Genomic DNA, 17,857 nt, shown 5'->3' on the forward strand with positions numbered 1-17,857 from the left:
CTCAGGCCTGGCAGCTCGGGCACCAGTAGAGCTTGCGGTTCTGCATCTCGGCGAGCGAGATCGGGGTGCCGCAGCGACGGCAGGGCTCGCCCGCGCGACCGTAGACCCAGTGGCGATGCCGAACATCCTGCAGCGCCGCCTGGTATTCGTCGCCGGTGAGCCCGTCGATCGTCATCATGCGGCCAACCTCGACACCGACGTTGAGCAGCTTGACCCAGTCATCCCAAATGCCGTGCAGGACGTCGAGCGGCACCTCATTGCCCGGCGTGTAGGGGTTGAGCCGGGCGCGGAACAGGATCTCGGCGCGATAGATATTGCCGATGCCCGCGACGACCGACTGGTCCATAAGCAGCTGCCCGATAGGCACGCGCCGCTTGCTCGCACGTTCGATAAAGCGGCGCTCCCCCACCTCGAGCTCGTCGACGAGCGGGTCGGGGCCGAGGCGGTCGAGCACGGTGTTCACGCCGACGGCGTCGAGCACCTCGCATGCGGTCGGACCGCGCAGGTCGGCCACGACATCCTCGGTGAGCAGGCGCAGCCGCACAGCACCGACCGGCTCGGGCGGCCAGCCCTGGTCGAGCTCGGTTTCCTTCTCCTGCTCGGCCATACGCAGGCGGGCGCGACGCGGCGCACCGATCGACGACAGTGAGTCCTCGGCATCCGCATCCTCGATGCGCGTGCCGCGACCGTACTCGCCAGTCTGGCCGAGCTTCGTCGAGAAGTCGCCCGCGAAGTCCCAGGCACCGTAGATGCCGAGGTGCACGCGCAGCCAGACAGACGCATCCGCGTCGGGCGCCGCCGGGTCATCGCCGAACTCGGCGAACATCTGCTTACCGACGGCGAAGCAGCGCAACATCTCGCGCCCCGACAGCACCGACGCGCCCTCGGCGAAGCGCCCCTGCGGGCTCGAGGCCTCGCAGATGCGCCCGACGAAGTGCTTCGTGAACTGGCGCGCGATGCGATGAACGGAATGCCCCTCGGGCACCCCTATGCCTCCGCCATGGGAAGAACTGCCGGCACGTCGGGGTTCGTCGGCGCCAGCACCTCCTTGCCCGCGATCGCGCCGGTCTGCTCGTACTCGCGCAGCTGCGAGATGCGACGTACGTGGCGCTCTTCGCCGGGGAATGGCTCGGCGAGGAACGTGTCGACGAGCGTCACGGCCTCCTCGAGCGAGTGCTGGCGGGCGCCGATCGAGATAACGTTCGCGTTGTTGTGCTCGCGCGCAAGCTTTGCGGTCGCTTCGCTCCACACGAGCGCTGCGCGCACGCCAGCGACCTTGTTCGCCGCAATCTGCTCGCCGTTGCCGGAGCCGCCGAACACGACGCCGAGCGAGAACTCGCCCGCCGCCCAGTCGTTCGCGACCGCCTGGGCGGCGTTGATGCAGAACGACGGGTAGTCGTCGACCGCGTCGTACTCGTCGGGACCGTGATCGACGACCTCATGCCCTGCATCGCGCAGGTGCTCCTGCAACTGCTGCGAGAACTCGAGGCCGGCGTGGTCGGTTGCTAGGTGGACCCGCATTAGTCGAACTGCGGGCCGCGCGTGCGCGAGCGCTTGATCTCGAAGAACCCCTCGTAGCCGGCCGCGGCGACAACGCCGTCGAACAGCTGCAGCGCCATGTCACCCTTCGGGGCCGGCGAAATCACGGGGCCGAAGAACGCGACGCCGTTGACGGCGATGACGGGCGTGCCGACCTCGTCGCCGACGCGGTCAATCGCGCCGTTGTGCGAGGCGAGCAGCACCTCGTCGAACTCGCCGGCGTCGGCGCGGGTGAGGATCTCGGCCGGGATGCCGGCCTTCTCAGCCGCCTCCTCGAGCGTGCCCGCCTCGCCCGAGCGACCCTCGGGGTGGTTGATGGTGCCGATGGCGTCATAGAACTTCACCATCGCCTCGTTGCCGAGCTCGGCCTTGACGACGGCGGCGACGAGGCAGGAGCGCTTCGAGAACGCGTGCGCCTTGCGGTGCTCGTCAGACATTTCGCGGCCCTCGTTGAGGATCGCGAGCGACATAACGTTCCAGTCGATCTCGACGTCGTCGCGCAGCCGCTCGACCTCCTGAATCCAACGGGACGTCATCCATGCCCACGGGCAAATCGGATCAAACCAAAACTCAACCTTGGTGCTTTCAGCCATGCCCCAAGACTACTGGGTGCTACAGCGACTCTTGCCAGGCCCGGTACAGCTGCGCGAAGCGCCCGCCGGCCGCGATGAGCTCGCGCGGCGAACCGTCCTCGGCGATGCGGCCGTCGTGCACGACGAGCACACGATCGGCGATCATCACGGTCGCGAGCCGGTGCGCGATCATGATCGCGGTGCGGTCGCCGAGCAGCTGCTCGAGGCCGTTCTGCACGGCCCGCTCGCTCGGGATATCAAGCGAGCTCGTCGCCTCATCGAGGATGAGCACGCGCGGGTCGGCGAGGAACGCACGGGCAAACGAGACGAGCTGTCGCTGCCCTGCCGAGAGACGGCCGCCGCGCGTGTGCACGTCGGTGTCGTAGCCGTCCGGCATGCGCTCAATGAACGCGTGCGCGCCGATCGCCTTCGCCGCGGCCTCGATCTCGTCGCGGGTCGCGCCGGGCTTGCCGATCGCGATGTTGTCGGCGATCGAGCCGCCGAACAGGTACGACTCCTGCGTCACCATGACCATCGCTCGACGCAGGTCTTCGTCGCGAAGATCGCGCAGGTCGACGCCGTCGAGCGTCACCCGGCCCTCGCTCGCGTCGTAGAACCTCGAGATGAGTTTCGCCACGGTCGACTTGCCCGCGCCGGTCTGCCCAACGAGCGCGATGGTCTGCCCGGCAGGGATGGTGAGGTCGAGCGGATGCAGTACCGTCGGCCCATCCTCGGTGTAGCGGAACGACGTGCCCTCGAAGCGGATCGCGCCGCCGCCCGACGCGGGCAGCTGCTTTGGCTCGGCGGGCTCGGGGATGTCGGGGTCTTCGGCGAGCAGCGCCGAGATCTTTTCGAGCGCCGACACCGCCGACTGCAGCACGTTGTAGAAGTTCGCGATCATATCGATCGGTTGGAAGAAGCGGCGCGAGTACAGCACGAGCGCGAGCAGCATGCCGACGTCGAGGTTGCCGCTGAGCACGCGCAGGCCGCCCACGACGAGCACGATGACGACGATCACGTTGCCGAGCAGGCGCAGGCTCGGCTGGTAGATGCCCCAGATCCTGATGGCGGCGAGCGACGAGCGGCGGTAATCGTTCGCGATCTCGCCATAGCGGCGGTCGTTCGCGGCCTCGCGGCGGAACGCCTGCACCGCGCGCATCCCGCCCATCGTCTCGACGAACTCGACCGTGAGCCGCGCCGAGTGCGTGCGCTGCTCGCGGTAGGTGCGGCTCGAGGCCTTCTGAAACCAGCGGCTCATGAACACCGCCGGGATGAGCATGAGCAGCATGATGAGGCCGGTGACCCAGTCCATCCAGAGGATCGTGATGACCGTGAGCACCATGAGCACGGGCGCGCCGACAATCGTTTCGACGCCGAACTCGAGCAGCTCGCGCAGCGACTCCGTGTCGTTCGTCTGGCGCGAAATGACGCGGCCCGAGGTGTAGCGCTCGTGGAAGCCGAGGCTGAGGCGCTGCGTGTGGCGGAATATGCGGCGGCGCAGGTTGTAGAGGATGTTCTGGCCGACCCAGGTGGAGATGCGCAGGTACCAGTAGGTGGCGAGCGCCCGCGCGATCGCGATGAGGATGTAGGCGACGCCGACGCCCACTGCGAGGGCCGCATCGCCCGCGATGAGACGCGGCAGAGCGGTGTCGACGCCGTACGCGATGAGCGCGGGACCGATGACGGTGCCGAGCTGCACGAGCAGCGTGAGCACCGCGACCCAGGCGACTTGCCAGCGGTACGGCTTGATGAGCCCGCGGAGGAGCCCAAGCGAGCGACGGCGCTTGTCCTTATCGCTCAGCGCGTCGGCGGCGAGGCCGCCATCGAGGTCTTCTTGCGTGGTGTCGCTGCTCATCGTTCCTCCTCCCTGAGCTGTTCGAGGTCGAGCGCGCCCGTGAGGTTGAAGCTCGAGCTCGAGAGATCGGCCATGACGAAGCCATAGCGCGGGTCGTTGAGCAGCAGCTCGGTGTGCGTGCCGACGGCGACGACGCGGCCGCCGTCAAGCAGCGCGACCCGGTCGGCGAGCGCGACCGTCGAGGTGCGGTGGGCGACGACGATCGTGGTCGTGCCGGCGAGCACCTCGCGCAGGCGTGCCGTGACGCGTTCCTCGGTGCTCGTGTCGAGCGCCGAGAGCGGGTCGTCAAGCAGCAGCACCTTTGGCTTCGCGGCGATCGCGCGGGCGAGAGCAACGCGCTGGCGCTGCCCACCCGAAAGTGACATGCCCTGCTCGCCGATGCGGGTCTCGATGCCGTCCGGCAGCTCGTAGGCAAACAGTGCGTCGGCGGTCTCGAGGGCGAGGCGCGCGAGCTCGTCGAGCTCCTCCTCGCTCATGCCGGCCGCCGCACCGAGCAGCACGTTCTCGCGCACGCTGCCCGAGAACAGCGTCGCGTCCTCGAACGCGACCGAGGTGAGCTGGCGCAGACGGTCGAGTGCGTAGTCACGCACGTCGACACCGTCGATACGGATGCTGCCCTCGGTGACGTCGTAGAGGCGCGGCACGAGCTGCAGCAGCGTCGACTTACCCGAGCCCGTGATGCCGACGAGCGCGAGCGTCTCGCCCGGGCGCACCCGCAGGTTTGCGTCCTGCAGCAGCAGGTCTTCCTCGGCCGCATCCGGGTAGCGGAAGGTGACGTCGTCGAACACGACCTCGCCGCGCACGAGCTCGGGCTCGGTCGCGTGTGCCGGCGTCGTGATGGTCGCCGGCTCGTCGTGCACCTCATTGATGCGCTGCAGCGAGGTGATGGTCGAGATGAGGTCGCTGATCTGCATGCCGAGCATCGCAACCGGCATCGTGATGAGCATCGCGGTGGCGAAGAACGCGCTCAGTGCGGCCACGGTCGTTGTGCCGTCGGCCACCTGGAACAGGCCGACGAGCAGAGCGACGCCGAGCGCGATCTCAGGCAAGAGCGCGATGACCGAGTCGAAGCTCGCGACGAGGCGGCCGCGGCGAATCTCGGTAGCGCGCACCCGGCCGGCGTACCCGGAGTAATCGTCGAGCGCATCCTCGGCCCGGCCGAAGGCCTTGAGCACGCGGATGCCGTGCACCGACTGCTCGACGTTGGTCGCGAGGTCGCCCGCCTGGTCTTGGCTGAGGCGCGAGATCTTCTGGAACCGGGTGCCGAAGTTCGCGAGGATGATGACGAGCGGCAGGGCCCCGGCGAGATAGATGAGTGCGAGCCAGCCGCTCGCAAACGACATGAGCACGATGCCGACCACGAGCATAAACACATCGTTGACGAGCATGATCGAGCCGAACGCGAGCCAGCGGCGGATGCTCGTGTGGTCGCTCATCGAGCGCGACAGCAGCTGCCCCGACTCCCACGCGTCATGGAAGCTCATCTGCAGCCGCTGCACTTTGGAGAAGAAGCCGCGACGCATCTGGTACTCGACGCCCATCGCCGGGTCGACCGTGAAGACGCGGCGGAGCCAGATGAACACGGCGTCGAGGATGCCGATGCCGAGTAGCGCCGAGCCGGCCACGAGCACGGTCGTGACCGACGCATCCTCGCCAAGCACGTTGCTCACGAACGCCGCGAGAATCTGCGGCATGGCGAGGGTGGTCACGGCTGCGAGCAACGCCACCACGAGGCCGAGCAGCATTCGGCCGCGAATTGGTTTGGTGACTGCCCACAAACGCCGCATTCAGCCCATTATGCCCCGTCGGCCGCCGTGACCGACATCCGTCGAGCGGCGGACAGTCGCCCGTCGTGCATCTCGTACTGGGCGTCGAAGCGCGGCAGCTGCCCGAGGTCGTGCGTCACGACGACCGTGGCAAGTTTGCGCTCGTGCGTGAGGTCGCGCAGCAGGCACATGATCTCGTCGGAGCGGGCCTCGTCGAGGGCGCTCGTGGGCTCGTCGACGAGCATGACCTGGGGGTCGTTGACGATGGCGCGGGCGATATTGACGCGCTGACGCTGACCACCCGAGAGCTGTGAGGGCATGAAGTGGGCGCGGTCGAGCATGCCGACTTCGTCGAGCGCGTGCTTAATGCGCTCGCGCAACTCGCCCTTCGAAAGGCCAGCGAGCGGCTTCGCACCCATGCGGGCCACGACCTCGAGCTGCTCGCGCACCTTGAGCGAGCCGATGAGGTTCGGGGCTTGGAACACGATGCCGAGTTTGTCGCGGCGCAGCTGGGCGGCCTTTGCGGCCGAGAGGCTGGATGCGGTGACCCCGTCGATCGTGACGGTGCCGCGGTCGGCGCTCACGAGCGTCGAGGCGAGCGCGAGCAGGCTCGACTTGCCCGAGCCCGACGGCCCGGTGACGGCGACGAACTCGCCGGGCGCGACCGTGAGGTTCGCGTCGTCGACGGCGGTGAGGCGGCGGTCGCCGTCCTGGTAGGTGAGGGTGAGGTGATCGAGCTTGAGCATGGCGATTCTCCTTACGTGAGTTAGGCGGCGGTGGCGTTGAGAGCGACGAGCGGGTCGACCCGGTTGATCTGGCGCAGCGACACGAGGGCGCCGATGAGGCCGGCCACGAGCATCGCGAGGGCGGGCGGCAGGATCGTCCACCACGCGACGATGAAGGGAGCGACGGGGGCGATGAGCGCGCCGAGGCCGAGCGCGAGGGCTGAGCCGACGGCGATGGCGACGACGAGCAGGAACGCGGCCTGGGCGAGGGCGTCACGGCGAAGCCAGCCCATCGGCGCGCCGAGGGCCTTGAGCACCGAGATGTCGCGCTGGCGCTGCATCGACCAGACGAGGAAGAAGACGCCGACGATGAGCGCCGAGATGCCGAACAGCATGCCGATCATCATGCCGAGCGTGCCGATCTCGCTCTTGAACGCTTCGAGTCCGAGGAGCGAGGGCAGCAGGCCCTGCGCTTGCGTGTCGCTGTCGGCGGCGACGGTGTCAGCGTGGTCGATTGTGCCGTTGACCAGCAGCACGCTCGCGGCGCGCTCAGGCTGCATGGTGTCGCGGAGGTAGCCGCGCCAGTCGTCGAGGGTGACGCGGGCGATGTCGGTGTGCGAGAACTGGCCCGTGTCGGCGACGGCCGCGACGGTGAGCTGCTTCCCCGCGAGCTCGATGGTGTCGCCGGTGCCGACGCCGAGGCTCGTCGCCGCGTCCTCGGGCAGCACGATCTGGCCGGTTTCGAGCGGCGCGAGATCGGTGCCGAGCGGGGTCGCGTCGGCGGGCTCGGCCCAGAGCGTGACGGCAGCGCTCGCGTCGCCGTCCTCGAGGCGGGTGGTCGAGACGCCGACGGGCGTGACGGTTGCGTCGGTGCCGGCGGCCGCATCCTGCCAGGCGGCGAGCTGGGCCTTGTCGACCTGCGCGGTCGACCAACTGAAGTCGTCGTCAGAGTTGGCGGCGACGACCGACGAGGCACCGGTGCCGAGGATGCCTGAAATGTTCTGCCCCGCGAGGCCACCGGTGAGGCCGGTGAGGAAGCCGACGAGCAGCATCATGAGGGCGATGACGGCGCCGATGAGGGCGAAGCGTCCGGGTGCGTGCCGCAGGTCACGAAGTGCGAGGTACATGCGAAGTCCTTTCTGGGATCTCTGATCCGATACCTCCACATTCCTCGCGCCCGGGCCCGCGCACAGCGGCAGAACGGTCGGATTCGATCCCCTCCGTTTGGAGGAGGCGCTCGGCCGCAGGACACCTAGCATCGAGGTATGGCTGACCCGACAGCGCCCAGCGCGACCCGCCGCATACAGCTGGCCACGCTCGCCGCGCTCTCGCTGCTGCTCGCGGTGCTGCTCTGGGTGCCCATCGCGGTCGCGGTGGCCGACCCGATCACCGCGATCAGCGGCCGACTCGGCTGGATGCTGTTCTCGGCGATCACGGGCACGGGCATCGCCGCCGGTGTCGCGGTCATCGCCTGGCGTCGCCCCGACGCGTTCGGCGCGCCCGCGCGACAGCTCAACCCGCTCGGCATCGTCTGCGCGGCGCTGCTCGCGCTGCCGGTCGCCGCAATGACCGCGTTTTCGGTCGAGGGCGCCTACTCGGCGCTCGCCCTCTTCTTTATCGTGCTTTGGTTGCTGCCCGAGGGCCTCGGCGTAGTCACGGTGCTGGCGCTCACGCTTGGTGTCGTCGCGGGTGAGGCAGTGCACCACGGCCTCGGCTTCGGCGGCGTTGCGGGCCCCGTGATCAGCGCGATCGCCGCGATCGCGGTGATGTGGGGCTACCGCATGCTCGTGCGCTCTGCCGACGAGAACGCGAGCCTCGTCACTGAGCTGCGCGAGACGCAGGCGGCCCTCGCCGCGACCGAGCGTGAGGCGGGCCGAGGCGCCGAACGCGCCCGGCTCGCCCGAGACCTCCATGACACCACCGCCCAGCACCTGTCGAGCATCCGGCTGCTCGCTGCGAGCGGCGCCAGCCTCACCGACATCGAGCGCACCTCGGGCGAGGCCCTGCGCGAGGTGCGCGGCATCATCGCCGACCTCACCCCGCCCGAACTGCGCGACGTTGACCTCGCGGCGGCGCTCGACCGCCTCGCCGCGGCGCGCCCGGGTGTCAGCTTCCGTGCCTCCGGTGACGCGTGGCCGCTCAGCGTCGGCGCGAGCACCGCCCTGCTGCGGGTCACGCAGGAGGCGCTGAACAACGCCGAGACCCACGGCCAGGCCGCGCACATCGCGGTGCGTCTGCAGGTTGCCGACGACGCCGTCAGCGTCGAGGTCGACGACGACGGTGTCGGCTTCGATGCCGAGCGCTGGTTCGAGCAGCCCGAGCTCGCCGCGGCACGCCCCGACGGCAGCGGCACCGGGCTGCGCGGCCTGCAGGCCCGCCTGCGCGAGCTCGGCGGCTTCGTCTCGGTCGTCGCCGACCCCGGCGAGGGCACGCTCGTGCGCGCCGAGCTCCCCCGCCTCGCCGCCGAATCGAGGCCCTCATGACCCGCGTGCTCATCTGCGACGACCACCCGATCGTGCGCGCCGGCCTGCGCGCCGTGCTCGAGCACGCCGACGGTCTCGACGTCATCGGCGAGGCCGCGAGCGCCGACGAAGCCGTCGCCCTCGCGCCGGACGCCGACGTCGTCACGATGGACCTTCGCCTCGGCGACGGCGGCGACGGGGTCGACGCGACCGCGCGCATCCGGGCCCTGCCCTCGCCGCCCGCCGTGCTCATCCTCACCAACTACGACACCGACAACCACATCCTCACCGCCATCGAGGCCGGGGCGTGCGGCTACCTGCTCAAGGATGCGCCGCCCGAACGACTCATGCGCGCCGTGCAGCGTGCTGCGGCGGGCGAGAACGTCATGGACGCCGACATTCTCGAACGGCTCGTCGGCACCCTGCGCGCGCCCCGCATCCACCTCACCCCGCGCGAGGCCGACGTGCTGAGCCAACTCGCGACCGGCGCGAGGAATCAGACGATCGGCGAGCGCCTGCACCTCAGCCCGACGACGGTGAAGAGCCACCTCGCCGCGATCTACGGCAAGCTCGGCGTCTCGAGCCGCACGGCCGCCGTGAGTCGGGCGCGCGAACAGGGCCTGCTCGACTGACCGCACTAGGCTGGTCGGGTTGCCAAAAGCGGCACTCAATACAACTGAACGAAAGGACGCACATGCCGGGCGAAAACCTCACCCGAGTCGAAGCCGACGAGCGTGCAGACCTCATCGCGGTCGACCACTACGACGTGGCGCTTGACCTGACGACTTCGGACACGACGTTCCGCACCATCACGAAGGTCACCTTCTCTGCCACGGCCGGCTCGTCGAGCTTCATCGACGCCATCACCGCGACCGTGCACCGCATCGAGCTCAACGGCGAATCGCTCGACCCCGCCCAGCACGCCGACGGCGTGCGCATCGCGCTGCCGAACCTCGCCGAGCGCAACGAGCTGCTCGTTGAAGCCGACATGTTCTACATGAACACCGGCGAGGGTCTGCACCGTTTCGTCGACCCCGCCGACGGCGAGGTCTACCTCTACTCGCAGTTCGAGGTGCCCGACGCGCGTCGCATGTACCCGAACTTCGAGCAGCCGAACCTCAAGGCGACGTTCGCGTTCACCGTCACCGCGCCCGCGGCGTGGAAGGTTGTGTCGAACCAGCCGATCGCGCAGCGCACCGAGCTCGGCGAGGGCGTCGCGAAGTGGGAGTTCGAGACCACCGCACGCATCTCGAGCTACATCACCGCGCTCGTCGCAGGCCCGTACCAGGAGTGGACCGACGAGCTCACCTCGTCGGACGGCCGCACGATTCCGCTCGGCGTATTCAGCCGCGCCTCGCTCGGCGAGTTCATGGACCCGGAGTACATCTTCGACATCACGAAGCGCGGCTTCGAGTTCTACGAGCGCGAGTTCGGCGTGCCGTACCCGTTCGACAAGTACGACCAGCTGTTTGTGCCCGAGTACAACATGGGCGCGATGGAGAACGCGGGCTGCGTCACCTTCACTGAAACGTACGTCTTCCGCTCAAAGGTGGCGGATGCGGTGCGCGAGCGCCGCGTCGTCACCATCCTGCACGAGCTCGGCCACATGTGGTTCGGCGACCTCGTCACGATGAACTGGTGGAACGACCTCTGGCTCAACGAGTCGTTCGCCGAGTTCATCTCGACGCTCGCGACCGCCGAGGCGACTGAGTGGACGAACAACTGGGTCACCTTCCTCGCCTCCGAGAAGACCTGGGCCTACCGCCAGGACCAGCTGCCCTCGACGCACCCGATCGTCGCCGAGATCCGCGATCTTGACGACGTGCAGGTGAACTTCGACGGCATCACCTACGCCAAGGGCGGTTCGGTGCTGAAGCAGCTGTTCTTCTGGGTCGGCCGCGAGGCGTTCTTCAAGGGCGTCAACGCGTACTTCACGAAGCACGCCTTCGGCAACACCGAACTGCGCGACCTGCTCGTTGAGCTCGAGGCGGCCTCGGGCCGCGACCTCAAGGACTGGTCGCAGAAGTGGCTCGAGACGGCCGGTGTGAACACGCTGCGCCCGAAGATCGAGGTCGACGCCGAGGGCGTCATCACGAAGTTCGTCATCGAGCAGACGGCGACCGCCGACTACCCGACGCTGCGCCCGCACCGCCTCGGTGTTGGCCTCTACGACCTCAGCGACTCGGGCGACCTCGTGCGCCGCGAGCACCTCGAGCTCGACGTCGACGGCGCCGAGACCGACGTGACCGAGCTCGTCGGCAAGGTGCGCGGCGACCTCGTGCTCGTCAACGATGAGGACCTCGCGTACGCAAAGATTCGCTTCGACGAGCAGTCGCTCGCGACCGCCCTCGCGCACGCCTCGAACTTCGGCGACCCGATGGCGCGCGGCCTCGTGCTCGCGAGCCTGTGGGATGCAACGCGCGACGGCGAGCTGCCCGTGGCCGACTTTATCCAACACCTGCTCACCTCGGTCGAGCACGAGACCGAGTCGACGACGCGTCGTCAGCAGCTCGGCCAGCTCGTGGTCGCCGCCCGCCGCTTCACGCCGAAGGCGCAGCGCCAGGCGACGGTTGAGGGGGTGGCCGACCGCCTGCTCGAGCTTGCGAAGGGCGCCGAGCCAGGCTCAGATGCGCAGTTCGCGTTCGTCCGTTCGTTCAGTGACTTCGCCGCGACCGACGCGCAGCTCGACGCCGTGCAGGCGCTGCTTGACGGCAGCCTCGCGCTCGAGGGTCTCGAGATCGACACCGACCTCGGCTGGGAGCTGCTCACCGCGCTCGTCGCCGGGGGTCGGGCCGGCGAGGCCGAGATCGTCGCTCGCAACGAGCAGGACAAGACGTCGGGCGGCAACAAGCACGCCGCCGTCGCCCGCGCCGCAGCCCCGAACGCCGACGCGAAGCGCGCGGCCTGGGACCTCGTGTGGGTCGGCAGCGACCAGCCGAACGAGATCGTGCGCGCCACGATCTCGGGCTTCTGGCACGCTGACGACGAGCAGCTCGTCGCCTCGTACCTCGCGCCGTACTTCGCCGAGTTGCGCAGCATCTGGGATTCGCGCAGCTTCCACAGCGCGGAAGACCTCATTGAGGGCTTCTACCCCACTTCGCTGCCGAGCGACGAGGTCGTCACGGCCGCTGAGGCCTGGCTCGATGCGAATGCGGATGCGCCCGCCGCGCTGCGCCGCATGATCGTCGAGGGCCTCGACGACACCCGCCGCTGCCTGCGCGTGCAGGCCGGCGCGAAGTAGCCGCCAACAACGACGAAGGCCCGCCACCCAGATGGGGTGGCGGGCCTTCGTCGTTGTTGGCTCGTTATGGGAACAGCACGCCGAAGAGCAGCGTCGACAGCGCGAGGCCCGCGAGGAGGTTGACGATCGTACCGGCGAAGAATACGAGCACCGGCTTCCACCCCGCGTCGCGCAGCGCGCCGAAGCGGAACTCGAGACCAATCGACACGAATGCGAGCGTGAAGAACACCGTCTGCAGCGTCTTCGCGGCGCTCATGCCGTTGTCGAGCCACGCGCCGTCCTCGAGGGCGGCCGGGAACGCGGCGGCGAGCATCGACACAACGAGCGAGGCAGCGATGAAGCCGAGCACGAACTTCGGGAAGCGCGACCAGACCTCGCCCCAGCCCGAGCGGGTGACGCGCATCGCATCCACGCCGGCCTGGCGGTCGACGCGCAGGGTGAAGTAGATCGAGAGCGCGACCGCGACGAAGCCGATGAGTGCGTTCTGAATCATCTTGACGATCGAGGCGTACTGCAGCACTTCGTCGCCCGCGACCGCGCCGGCAGCGGTCACGGCGGCGGTCGTGTCGATGTTGCCGCCGATCCAGGCGCCGGTCACGATCGGCGAAAGACCCATGAGGTCGGCGAGCCACGGCAGCAAGAAGATCGCGGGCAGCGCGAAGACGATCACGAGACCGGCGACGTAGGCGAGCTGCTCCTTCTTCGCGTGCACGGCACCCGCCGCAGCGACGGCGGCCGAGACGCCGCAGATCGAGAGCGCCGAGGCGAGCAGCGCGCGCAGGTGCGGCTCGAGGCCGATGAGGCCGGCGAACCACCAGGTGAAGAAGAAGACGACGGCGATGAGCAGGAGCGCCTGAAGCACCGCGGGCAGGCCCATGTCGAGGATCACGGTGACGTTCACGCCCGCGCCGAGCAGCACGAGGCCGATCTTGATGAAGAACTCGGTGCGGAAGCCGCCCGACATGCGGTCACGAATGCCGAGCAGGGAGAGGATGCCGTTGAAGGCGAAACCGAGGATGATCGCGTAGACGGGGAACTCGATCGACTTCGAAACCTGGCCGAACCAGGAGCCTTCCGTCCACTCGGGCAGGTTCGTCGTGAGCACCTGGACGAGCCATCCCAGGGCGAGCACGAGCACGAAGCCCGCGAAGCCCCAGGAGGGAGAACCCTGCGGCTGCTCCTGCGCGTCCTCGTGAACGATGGGCTCGTTCGTATTCGTAGTCGCCATCAGAGGAACAGCCCCTTGATGTCGGGGATGACCTGCAGCAGGCACAGCCCGAGAATCACGAGACCGACGGCGGTCGCCGCCCAGTCTTCGTTGAGCGAAAACTTGCCGTGCGCATCCGGCGCTTCGACGTTGCTCGGCGGCACGTCGGCGTATTCGCCAGATTGGTTCGCCTGGGACATGGCGGCTCCTGTGTTACAAGATGTTCCGGTGACCTAACAATTCGTCATTGTAACCACGGCGCGTTGCTCTGGGGTTGCCCCGAGGTAACGGGCGATGCAGGATTTCTCACGCTTGGCGCCCTACGCTCGTTGACGATATGCAAGAGATTTTCGACAACGTCATCACCGCACTCGGCCCGTTCTGGCCACTGGTGCAGGTCATCCTCATCATCGTCGGCGCCTGGCTGGCGCACTGGTTGCTGCAACAGCTGATCAAGCGCTTCGTGCGGCAGATTGTCGAGGGGGTGAAGCGCAAGCGAGGCGCCGACGACACCCAGATGCTCGCGATTCGCTCGCCGCTCGAGTCGGTGCGCACCGTGCAGCGCACCCGCACGATCGGGCAGGTGCTGTCGAACATCCTCACCGTCGTCATCGTCATCATCGTGGTGCTCTGGTGTATCGGAGTCATCAGCCCGAGCTTCCTCCAGTCGCTCACCGTGCTTTCCGCTGCGATCGGTGCCGGTCTCGGTTTCGGTGCGCAGAAGGTCGTCGGCGACGTACTCAACGGCATGTTTATGGTGATCGAAGACCAGATCGGCGTCGGCGACGACGTCGACATGGAGTACGCGATCGGCACGGTCGAGGCCGTCGGCATTCGCGTCACCCAGGTGCGCGACGTCTACGGCCAGCTCTGGTACGTACGCAACGGTGAGATTCAGCGGGTCGGAAACTACTCGCATGGCTGGAACCGGGCGATCATCGACCTGCCTGTGCCGTATTCCGAAGACCGCGAGCGCGTTCAGCGCCTCGTCGAGCAGGTCGGCAGCGACATGTACGAAGACATCGACTGGATGATGAAGCTGCTCGAGAAGCCGAGCGTGTGGGGCCTCCAGACCCTCTCGGCCGACGCGGTCATCATGCGCCTCGCGGTGAAGACCTCACCGGGCGAGCGGTGGAGCGTCGAGCGCGAGTTGCGCGCGCGCATCCAGGATGCACTCAAAGCCGAGAATATCGCGCTGCCGCCAATGAACCTCGTGCGCTTCGACGGCCCCAACGGCATTGAGCCCCACCCGGCCGAGGAGGACTAAACCGGCGTGCCTCGGCCGCGGAAGTGATCCATGCCGTGGTTAAGACCGAACGCGTCGAGGATGCGCTCGGCGGCGGGCACCGGCACGAGTCGTGTCGCGTAGATCGTCGAGGCGAACGGCGGCGTGACGAGTCGCGCCCGGCCTCGCTCGATCGCCTTGAGGATCTGAATCGCGACGGCGCGCGGCTGCTGGATCGGTAGGAGGTGCGGGAAGCGCGTGGTCACCCCGGCGAACATGCCCGTGTCGATGTAATACGGGCACACGACGAGCGTGCGCACTCGCGACCCCTCGGCACGAAGCTCGTTGCGCAGCGCCTCGGTGAAGCCGACCGCCGCGAACTTGGACGCGGAATAGTCGGACTGCCGAGCGACCCCGACCAGCCCCGCGGCCGAGGCGATGTTGACGATGAGCCCGCGGTCGCGCCGCACCATGCCTGGCAACACATACCGGGTCGTCGTGTGCAGCGCGATCGCGTTCACTTCGTAGGTGCGGCGCACCTCGTCGCCGCTCGTGGCGGCGAAGGGCTTGCCCGTTGCGATGCCCGCGTTGTTGATCAGGATGTCGACGACGCCGAAGCGTGCCTCGGCCCGCGCCGCCGCGTCGGCCACCGCATCCTCATCGGTGACGTCAACGCGGGCGGTGATCACCTCGCTACCGAGCCGGCGCACCTGGGCCGCGACCCCATCGAGCTCGGCGAGGTCGCGATCCCAGAGCACCACCCCAGCCGCGCCGCGCGTGGCGGCGCCGAGCGCGAGGAGTCGACCAATGCCGCGCGCGGCACCCGTAATCAGCACGATTCGTCCCTGAATCTTCATGGGACGATGCTACGGCGGGCCGCATAGGTACTCGCCAACTGGCTAGGCTGGTGCCATGTCTGAGGCGCCGCTCCACACCCTCTATGACGAAGTCGGCGGAATGACGACCTTCGAAACGCTTGTGCGTCGCTTCTACGACGGCGTGCAGCAAGATCCGGTGCTCTGGCCCATGTACCCGGCCGACGACCTCGACGGTGCGATTTGGCGCCTGAGCCGGTTTCTCGGCCAGTACTTCGGTGGGCCGGCCACCTACTCGTCGATGCGCGGGCACCCTCGCCTGCGCATGCGCCACGTCGAATTTCATGTGAACCCCGACGCGCGCGACCGCTGGCTCACGCACATGAGTGCGGCCCTCGACACCATGAGCTTTTCGCCGATGGTGCGCTCGTCGATGGATGCCTACTTCGACCGCGCCGCGCACGCGATGGTGAACACATTCGAGCCGACGCCCGAGCGATAACCACCACGCGGAAAACGAGCAACGCCCCGGCCTGACGACCGGGGCGTTGCTCGTAGTGCGGTGCTTACCGTTCGAAGACGAGCACGGGCTTGATAACCTCGCCCGACTTCGACGCCTCGAAGGCCTCGTTGATCTGCTCGAACGAGAAGGTCTTCGAGATCTTCTCGATCGGGAACTTGCCGAGGCGCCACAGGTGCACGAGGCGCGGAATGAAGTCCTGCGGCACGGCGTCGCCCTCGACGATGGTCTTGAACGACCAGCCCTTGATGAGCGAGGCGCCCACCTCGAAGTTCACCTCGGCGCCGGGCTTCGCGGCACCGACGAGGCCAAGGGTGCCCTTCACTGCGAGCAGCGGCGCGGCCGAGCTCGTCACGGCGGGCACGCCCGTGGTGTCGAGCACGAAGTCGAGCCCGCGGCCGCCGGTGATCTCGGCAACGCGAGCCTCGACGTCTTCCTTACCCGAGTTGATGCTGTGGGTCGCCCCAAGCTCCTTCGCGAGCGCGAGGCGGTCGTCGTTGAGGTCGAGCGCGATGATCGTGGTGGCGCCGATGGCGGCGGCCGCCATGATCGCGGCCGAGCCGACCGCGCCGGTGCCGAAGACACCCACGCTTGCGCCGGCGCCGACCTGGAGCGAGTTGATGATCGCGCCGGCTCCGGTCGAGAGGCCGCAACCGAGCGGACCGAGCAGTTCGAGCGGGGCGTCGTCGTCAACCTTCACGACGTTGCGTTCGGTCGCGATCGCATAGCTCGCGAAGCTCGACTGGCCGAAGAAGTTGCTGCTGACGGGCTCACCGTCGCGGCTGATGGCGCTCGTTCCGTCGGTGCGACCGCCGCCGAAGTTGTAGGCGTTGAACTCGAGGCAGTACGCCGGCTTGCCGCCGAGACAGTTGTCGCAGTGGCCGCACGAGTTAAAGCCGAGCACGACGCGGTCGCCGGGCTTCACCGAGGTGACTGCGTCGCCAACCGACTCAACGACACCAGCGCCCTCGTGGCCGAGCACGACCGGGAAGTTCGTCGGGTACCCACCGTCACGAATGAACGCGTCGGTGTGACAGACACCGGTCGCGACGAGCTTGACGCGAATCTCGTTGGCACGCGGGTCCTCGATTTCGAGGGTCTGAATTTCAAAATCGGCGGAGGCCGCCGAAACGACTGCTGCACTAATTTGCATGAGTTCTCCTTTTTCCTGACAGGCGCCACCGTACTCCTTCTGCACGGGGAATGCATGCAGACTCGTTGATGTGTGTGTTAGGCGTCGCCGAGGCGAATCGATGAGTCGATCGTCTCAATCAGCGCCACGCTGTCGTCGGTGTCCGCGCCGGTAAATTCGACGGCGTAGATGGTGCCGGTCTTCTCGTCCTGGAGGAACCACCAGTGCCTGACCATCTCGGTGCCGGCCTCGGTCACGAAGGAGTGCTCGGCGGTGCGAGCGGTCACCGCGCCCGGATATGGCTGGCCGGGCTGCATCGTCGAGCCGGTGATGCCGTGCTCGGTCTCGGCGTCCTCGTCGGGCGCACTCACCTGTGAGACCGCCTCGGCGACGGTCGTCGCGTCGTGATAGTCGGACGAGAACCGCAGCGTCGAAGTCTCGCCACCCTTGTCGGTGCTCGAGTAGGCGACGGGATACACCTCGGTCGCGTCCGAACGGCTCACGTCCTCCCAGTTCATCGGGACGTCGCAGTGGAGCGCCGCGATCGAGATCGTCTCGGTCGCCATCGTCTCGCCCTGGCTGTCGGCCGCGCTCCATTGACTCGAGGTAGTCGACAGCGTCGGGGCGCAGCCAGTGAGGCACACAGCAACCAGCGCCGACAACGCTGTCACCACTACTCGCCTCGATTGCACCCCTAGACACTAGCAACACCTGAACCGATGCAAAAACGCATTCTGTTTGACTGGCTGCATGCGCGTGCACGAGCTGTCCCCCGTCGATTCCACACCTCGCCGCTGG

The 17,857-nt window shown here is 67.9% G+C and carries 17 protein-coding genes; 5 read left to right on the forward strand and 12 right to left on the reverse strand.

What is annotated here, in order from left to right:
* Position 1: 1 nt before the first annotated feature.
* The 7 genes from EJL01_RS04715 to EJL01_RS12945 are packed head-to-tail and all read right to left on the reverse strand — an operon-like array spanning position 2 to position 7,584.
* Positions 2–985, reverse strand: coding sequence for an Fpg/Nei family DNA glycosylase (locus EJL01_RS04715; RefSeq protein ID WP_125106471.1), 984 nt, complete (start codon positions 983–985; stop codon positions 2–4).
* 2 nt (positions 986–987) lie between these two features.
* On the reverse strand, positions 988–1,521 hold the full coding sequence (locus EJL01_RS04720; RefSeq protein ID WP_125106472.1) for a ribose-5-phosphate isomerase: 534 nt from the start codon (positions 1,519–1,521) through the stop codon (positions 988–990).
* Positions 1,521–2,132 (reverse strand): mycothiol-dependent nitroreductase Rv2466c family protein, encoded by a 612-nt coding sequence (locus tag EJL01_RS04725; RefSeq protein WP_125106473.1) that lies wholly within the window; start codon positions 2,130–2,132, stop codon positions 1,521–1,523. Before EJL01_RS04725 ends, EJL01_RS04720 begins: the two co-directional genes overlap by 1 nt.
* 19 nt (positions 2,133–2,151) lie before the next feature.
* Complete coding sequence (locus EJL01_RS04730; protein WP_125106474.1) at positions 2,152–3,966, reverse strand: ABC transporter ATP-binding protein; 1,815 nt, start codon at positions 3,964–3,966, stop codon at positions 2,152–2,154.
* Entirely contained in the window at positions 3,963–5,753 is a 1,791-nt protein-coding gene (locus EJL01_RS04735) for an ABC transporter ATP-binding protein (RefSeq protein ID WP_164509719.1), read from the reverse strand. Before EJL01_RS04735 ends, EJL01_RS04730 begins: the two co-directional genes overlap by 4 nt.
* 8 nt (positions 5,754–5,761) lie before the next feature.
* Complete coding sequence (locus EJL01_RS04740) at positions 5,762–6,478, reverse strand: ABC transporter ATP-binding protein (RefSeq protein WP_125106475.1); 717 nt, start codon at positions 6,476–6,478, stop codon at positions 5,762–5,764.
* A gap of 20 nt (positions 6,479–6,498) precedes the next feature.
* The gene (locus tag EJL01_RS12945; protein WP_164509720.1) at positions 6,499–7,584 is read right to left on the reverse strand and encodes an ABC transporter permease; all 1,086 of its coding nucleotides are present in this window, start codon (positions 7,582–7,584) and stop codon (positions 6,499–6,501) included.
* A gap of 138 nt (positions 7,585–7,722) precedes the next feature.
* Here EJL01_RS12945 and EJL01_RS12950 point away from each other — a divergent pair, with 138 nt between their 5' ends.
* The 3 genes from EJL01_RS12950 to pepN all read left to right on the forward strand — a co-directional run bounded on the left by EJL01_RS12950 (position 7,723) and on the right by pepN (position 12,160).
* On the forward strand, positions 7,723–8,940 hold the full coding sequence (locus EJL01_RS12950) for a sensor histidine kinase (protein WP_164509721.1): 1,218 nt from the start codon (positions 7,723–7,725) through the stop codon (positions 8,938–8,940).
* Positions 8,937–9,551: a response regulator gene (locus EJL01_RS04755; protein ID WP_125106477.1), complete on the forward strand. Its 615-nt coding sequence runs from the start codon at positions 8,937–8,939 to the stop codon at positions 9,549–9,551. Before EJL01_RS12950 ends, EJL01_RS04755 begins: the two co-directional genes overlap by 4 nt.
* A gap of 62 nt (positions 9,552–9,613) precedes the next feature.
* A complete protein-coding gene (pepN, locus tag EJL01_RS04760; RefSeq protein WP_125106478.1) occupies positions 9,614–12,160 on the forward strand; it encodes an aminopeptidase N in 2,547 nt (848 codons plus the stop codon).
* A 64-nt stretch (positions 12,161–12,224) separates the two neighbouring features.
* Here pepN and EJL01_RS04765 read toward each other — a convergent pair whose 3' ends face one another.
* On the reverse strand, positions 12,225–13,388 hold the full coding sequence (locus EJL01_RS04765) for a YeiH family protein (protein WP_125106479.1): 1,164 nt from the start codon (positions 13,386–13,388) through the stop codon (positions 12,225–12,227).
* Positions 13,388–13,567 (reverse strand): hypothetical protein, encoded by a 180-nt coding sequence (locus EJL01_RS04770; RefSeq protein WP_125106480.1) that lies wholly within the window; start codon positions 13,565–13,567, stop codon positions 13,388–13,390. Before EJL01_RS04770 ends, EJL01_RS04765 begins: the two co-directional genes overlap by 1 nt.
* Before the next feature lie 137 nt (positions 13,568–13,704).
* Here EJL01_RS04770 and EJL01_RS04775 point away from each other — a divergent pair, with 137 nt between their 5' ends.
* Positions 13,705–14,634, forward strand: a complete 930-nt coding sequence (locus tag EJL01_RS04775) for a mechanosensitive ion channel family protein (protein ID WP_125106481.1) — start codon at positions 13,705–13,707, stop codon at positions 14,632–14,634.
* Here the strand turns inward: EJL01_RS04775 and EJL01_RS04780 are convergent.
* Entirely contained in the window at positions 14,631–15,449 is an 819-nt protein-coding gene (locus EJL01_RS04780; protein WP_125106482.1) for an SDR family NAD(P)-dependent oxidoreductase, read from the reverse strand. The genes EJL01_RS04775 and EJL01_RS04780 overlap by 4 nt on opposite strands.
* A 55-nt stretch (positions 15,450–15,504) precedes the next feature.
* On the opposite strand from EJL01_RS04780, the gene EJL01_RS04785 reads away from it, so the two are divergent.
* Entirely contained in the window at positions 15,505–15,909 is a 405-nt protein-coding gene (locus tag EJL01_RS04785; RefSeq protein WP_125106483.1) for a globin, read from the forward strand.
* 64 nt (positions 15,910–15,973) lie between these two features.
* Here the strand turns inward: EJL01_RS04785 and EJL01_RS04790 are convergent, their stop codons facing one another.
* Positions 15,974–17,080, reverse strand: coding sequence for an NAD(P)-dependent alcohol dehydrogenase (locus tag EJL01_RS04790; protein ID WP_125106484.1), 1,107 nt, complete (start codon positions 17,078–17,080; stop codon positions 15,974–15,976).
* Between the two features lie 77 nt (positions 17,081–17,157).
* Complete coding sequence (locus EJL01_RS04795) at positions 17,158–17,733, reverse strand: hypothetical protein (protein ID WP_125106485.1); 576 nt, start codon at positions 17,731–17,733, stop codon at positions 17,158–17,160.
* Positions 17,734–17,857: the final 124 nt, after the last annotated feature.

This window comes from Gulosibacter massiliensis, from assembly GCF_900626105.1.
In the GTDB taxonomy this organism is placed as follows: domain Bacteria; phylum Actinomycetota; class Actinomycetes; order Actinomycetales; family Microbacteriaceae; genus Gulosibacter; species Gulosibacter sediminis.

Excerpts from the sequence above, each read along its gene's own strand:
- EJL01_RS04720 (WP_125106472.1), bottom strand. The coding sequence starts at position 1,521 with ATGCGGGTCCACCTAGCAACCGACCACGCCGGCCTCGAGTTCTCGCAG.
- EJL01_RS04725 (WP_125106473.1), bottom strand. The coding sequence starts at position 2,132 with ATGGCTGAAAGCACCAAGGTTGAGTTTTGGTTTGATCCGATTTGCCCG.
- EJL01_RS04730 (WP_125106474.1), bottom strand. The coding sequence starts at position 3,966 with ATGAGCAGCGACACCACGCAAGAAGACCTCGATGGCGGCCTCGCCGCC.
- EJL01_RS04735 (WP_164509719.1), bottom strand. The coding sequence starts at position 5,753 with ATGCGGCGTTTGTGGGCAGTCACCAAACCAATTCGCGGCCGAATGCTG.
- EJL01_RS04740 (WP_125106475.1), bottom strand. The coding sequence starts at position 6,478 with ATGCTCAAGCTCGATCACCTCACCCTCACCTACCAGGACGGCGACCGC.
- EJL01_RS12945 (WP_164509720.1), bottom strand. The coding sequence starts at position 7,584 with ATGTACCTCGCACTTCGTGACCTGCGGCACGCACCCGGACGCTTCGCC.
- EJL01_RS12950 (WP_164509721.1), top strand. The coding sequence starts at position 7,723 with ATGGCTGACCCGACAGCGCCCAGCGCGACCCGCCGCATACAGCTGGCC.
- EJL01_RS04755 (WP_125106477.1), top strand. The coding sequence starts at position 8,937 with ATGACCCGCGTGCTCATCTGCGACGACCACCCGATCGTGCGCGCCGGC.
- pepN (WP_125106478.1), top strand. The coding sequence starts at position 9,614 with ATGCCGGGCGAAAACCTCACCCGAGTCGAAGCCGACGAGCGTGCAGAC.
- EJL01_RS04765 (WP_125106479.1), bottom strand. The coding sequence starts at position 13,388 with ATGGCGACTACGAATACGAACGAGCCCATCGTTCACGAGGACGCGCAG.
- EJL01_RS04770 (WP_125106480.1), bottom strand. The coding sequence starts at position 13,567 with ATGTCCCAGGCGAACCAATCTGGCGAATACGCCGACGTGCCGCCGAGC.
- EJL01_RS04775 (WP_125106481.1), top strand. The coding sequence starts at position 13,705 with ATGCAAGAGATTTTCGACAACGTCATCACCGCACTCGGCCCGTTCTGG.
- EJL01_RS04780 (WP_125106482.1), bottom strand. The coding sequence starts at position 15,449 with ATGAAGATTCAGGGACGAATCGTGCTGATTACGGGTGCCGCGCGCGGC.
- EJL01_RS04785 (WP_125106483.1), top strand. The coding sequence starts at position 15,505 with ATGTCTGAGGCGCCGCTCCACACCCTCTATGACGAAGTCGGCGGAATG.
- EJL01_RS04790 (WP_125106484.1), bottom strand. The coding sequence starts at position 17,080 with ATGCAAATTAGTGCAGCAGTCGTTTCGGCGGCCTCCGCCGATTTTGAA.